This window comes from Actinomadura sp. BRA 177 (genome assembly GCF_013372625.1).
Lineage (GTDB): Bacteria > Actinomycetota > Actinomycetes > Streptosporangiales > Streptosporangiaceae > Spirillospora.
On record NZ_JABXFD010000524.1, the window covers coordinates 1 to 3,213 of the forward strand.

Annotated in this window: 2 protein-coding genes and 1 pseudogene; all 3 read right to left on the reverse strand. The window is 71.8% G+C overall.

Features of this window, described 5'->3' with window-relative positions; all coding sequences use genetic code 11:
- Positions 1-384: 384 nt before the first annotated feature.
- Positions 385-846: a single-stranded DNA-binding protein gene (locus HUX53_RS30060; RefSeq protein WP_176406596.1), complete on the reverse strand. Its 462-nt coding sequence runs from the start codon at positions 844-846 to the stop codon at positions 385-387.
- Between the two features lie 84 nt (positions 847-930).
- Positions 931-2,631 carry a GTPase family protein gene (locus HUX53_RS30065; protein ID WP_176406597.1) on the reverse strand — a complete coding sequence of 567 codons (1,701 nt, stop codon included), beginning with the start codon at positions 2,629-2,631 and terminating at the stop codon, positions 931-933.
- Positions 2,628-3,213 (reverse strand): annotated as a pseudogene (locus HUX53_RS30070) (AAA family ATPase); the annotation flags it as partial. The gene HUX53_RS30065 and the pseudogene HUX53_RS30070, both read right to left, overlap by 4 nt.

The window sequence follows — 3,213 nt, forward strand, 5'->3', positions numbered from 1 at the left end:
CTATACGTGTTTCGCTGCTTCTATTGTTTTGTTTTTGAGGATACGGGTCCGCCCTCATCCTCCACTACCCCCTTCGCCGGCAGCGTCAGATTGTTATAAGAGTCAGCCTCCGCGCCCCCGGACGGACGTCCAAGACGATCCCCATGGGCGCGTCCGACGCCGTCATGCCCCGCAGGCGACGACATCCCGCCTGCCACCCGTCGACAGGCGACCGCTGAACACCGTCGCACCAATGCCTCGCAGCACTTCACAAGCCTGCGAACCGGCGGACAACGACACACCAGTCTGGCCAGACGTCGAGGGGCGAGGGGTGGACGCCGCTCGACCGGTACTTCACGAACCTGCCGAGTTGGCAGACGACGGCGTGCCGGGCTGGCGGGTGGGTTAGGCGGCTTTGGGTTCTTCTTCGGTGGGGGGTGTCAGGGCCCACTGGTCGGCGGCTTCGCGGGCCAGTTGGCGGTCTTCGTCGGTTAGGGGGCCGCTGCGTTGGGCGGGGCGGAAGTCGATGGTGCCTCGGTTCAGGTCGGGGCCCACGGTGAGGGCCTCGACCTCGGCGGAGAAGCGCCACTGGTCGTCGCGCTCGTACTGGCGGATGCGGAGGCGGCCGGTGAGGAGGACGGGGGTGCCGCGCTGGAGTTCGGACGCGTTGACGTTCTCGGCGAGGTTCCGCCAGCAGTTGACGGTGACGTAGAGGGGGTCGTCGTCCTGCCACTGGTTGGTCTGGCGGTCGAAGCGGCGGGGCGTGCAGCCCACTCGCAGGGAGAGGAAGGGGGTTCCGTTGGCGGTGACGGCGTAGCGGGGTTCCGCGGCGACCCAGCCGGTGATGGTTACGTGTGCCTCGTTCACTTCGGCCTCCGTTGACGTCGGTTACGAGTCAACGGTGGTGCAGCCGGCGTGGGCGGGGTGCGGGGTCGCTGAATTGTGGATAACTCAGCCCAGGGCTACGTCCACGTCCTTGCGGAAGCGGGCGTAGACGTCCAGGTCGTCCTCGATGGGCTCGATGACCTTTTCGAACGCCACGCGCTCGATGCCCTGGCGCATGTGGTGCTCCATCTTCTCGCCGTGTTTGGCGGACGACAGGGCGACCAGGTTGCGGCAGGCGGACGCGGTCAGCCAGCCCATGCCCAGGGTGCACACCACCAGGACGGCCACGTAGGGGATCAGGCCCGCCTGGCCGATGAGGCCGTCCGGGTCGTCGCCGCCGGCGCCGAGGAGGCCGAAGGCGACGAGGAAGCCGATCCACACGACGCTCAGGACGGCGACCAGGACGAGGAAGTACTGCCAGGTCTTGACCAGCCACCACCAGCGCGGCACCGCGTTGAAGGTGGGCAGGGCCTCCTTGAGCGACTCGCCGAGCGCCTCGGGGATCTCGGTGGCGTGGGCGCGGGCGGCGGCCCGGACGGAGCGTCCCCAGTGGGTCGGCAGGGAGGGGGTCAGGCCCTCGGTGACGCCCTGGAGCGCGTTGTCCACGTCGCCCTGCTGGGCGCCGATCGGGCCGGTGAAGGCGTTGCGGAGCTCCTCGCGCAGCTCGGTGAGGCGCATCCGGCGGAGGGGGTCCGAGCGGAGGCGGGCGATCATGGCGGTGACGGGCCAGCCGACGAAGTCGGCGGCGCGCAGCTCGTAGGCGCTCTCCATGGCCTCGGCGACGGCGGGCGCGCCGGCCGCGTCGGTCAGGGCCTGCATCAGCTCGCCGCGGTGGCCCTCGTCGACGGTGGTGGGGGGCTCGGCGGGGAAGCGGTAGGCGGTGAAGCGCTCGGCGACCCGGTCGACGTCGGCGGAGAGGCGCTCGGTGCGGGCGCGGCGGGCGGCGACGGTGTCGACGAGGACGTCGCGGAAGCCGTGCACGCCGTCCTCGGCGATGGCGGAGGTGGTCACGATCCGCGGGTCGGCGAGGCCCTCGGCCTCCAGGAGGCGGCGCAGGTCGGCGACGCAGTCCTCGATCTCGTGCGGGGCGAGCCGGTCGACCTGGTTGAGGACGATCAGGGTGACGCCGGTGTGCCGGGCGAACGGGACGATGTAGTTGCGGTGCAGGGCGGCGTCGGCGTACTTCTGCGGGTCGACGACCCACACGAGGAGGTCGGCGATGGTGACGAAGCGGTCGACCTCGGCGCGGTGCACGGCCTGGATGGAGTCGTGGTCGGGCAGGTCGATCAGCACGAGGCCCTGCAGGCCGGCGTCGGCGCGCTGCATGTCGAGGGCGCTGGCGCGGGCGTAGCGGTGCCGCTTGTCGACGTCCAGCCAGTCGAGCAGCGGCCCGGCGCCGTCCAGCCCCCACACGCAGGAGTGGGCCTGGGACGTCATCGGGCGGCGCATCCCGGTCGGCGACAGTTCGAGCCCGCAGATGGCGTTGAACAGGGAGGACTTGCCGCTGCCGGTGCCGCCGGCGAGGGTCACGACGGTGTGCTCGCCGGACAGCCGCAGCCGCTGGCCGGCCCGGTCGAGCAGCGCCCCGGCGTCGTCCAGGACGGGCTGGTCGAGCCGCCCGAAGCCGGTCTGGACGAGCCGTTCGAGGGCGCCCAGCCGGTCGACCAGCGCGGGCGGGCCGGCGGGCGCGGCGGGCGCGGGTTCGCCGAGGATCGGGAACCCGCCGGTCCCCGCCGGCGAGTTCGCGGGAATGGCCGAGGTGGTCATCGGGCAACCTCGAGGTTGTAGGTGGCCTGGTACAGCTGGACGGGGACGGTCTCGTCCGGGATGCCGGCCGAGTCGAGCACCTGCCCGAACCGGATGGCCTCCTCGTCGAACAGCATCCCGATGCGGCTGCGCAGGTCGGCGCGGGCCTTGGCGCCCATGCCGCGCAGCGACTCGGCGCCGAACAGCGCCTTCAGCAGCCGCTGCGGGACGGCGCTGTTGCCGCCCTCGACGGCCACGTCGGACGTGCCGTAGCCGAGCAGGCCGATCATCAGGACGAGGGAGACCGCCTCGGTGTCGAACGAGACCAGCTTCGCGACCGAGCGCTTGGTGACGCCCTCGGTGCGGATCAGCTCCTGGACGTGGTCCTGCCAGGAGCTGACGGCCCGGGTGACGCGGCGCGACAGCTCCGGGGAGACGTGCGCGAGGTCGGCGTCCGTCCCGGCGAGGACCTGGCGTCCGGCCGGGTGGTCGCGCCAGCGCGCGATGACCTGTTCGGCGCCGTGCTCCGCGGACGCCATGATCAGTGATTCGAGCCCGCTGCGCAGCGCCGCCTTGAGCGCGCGGACGCGGGCGGGGCTGCGC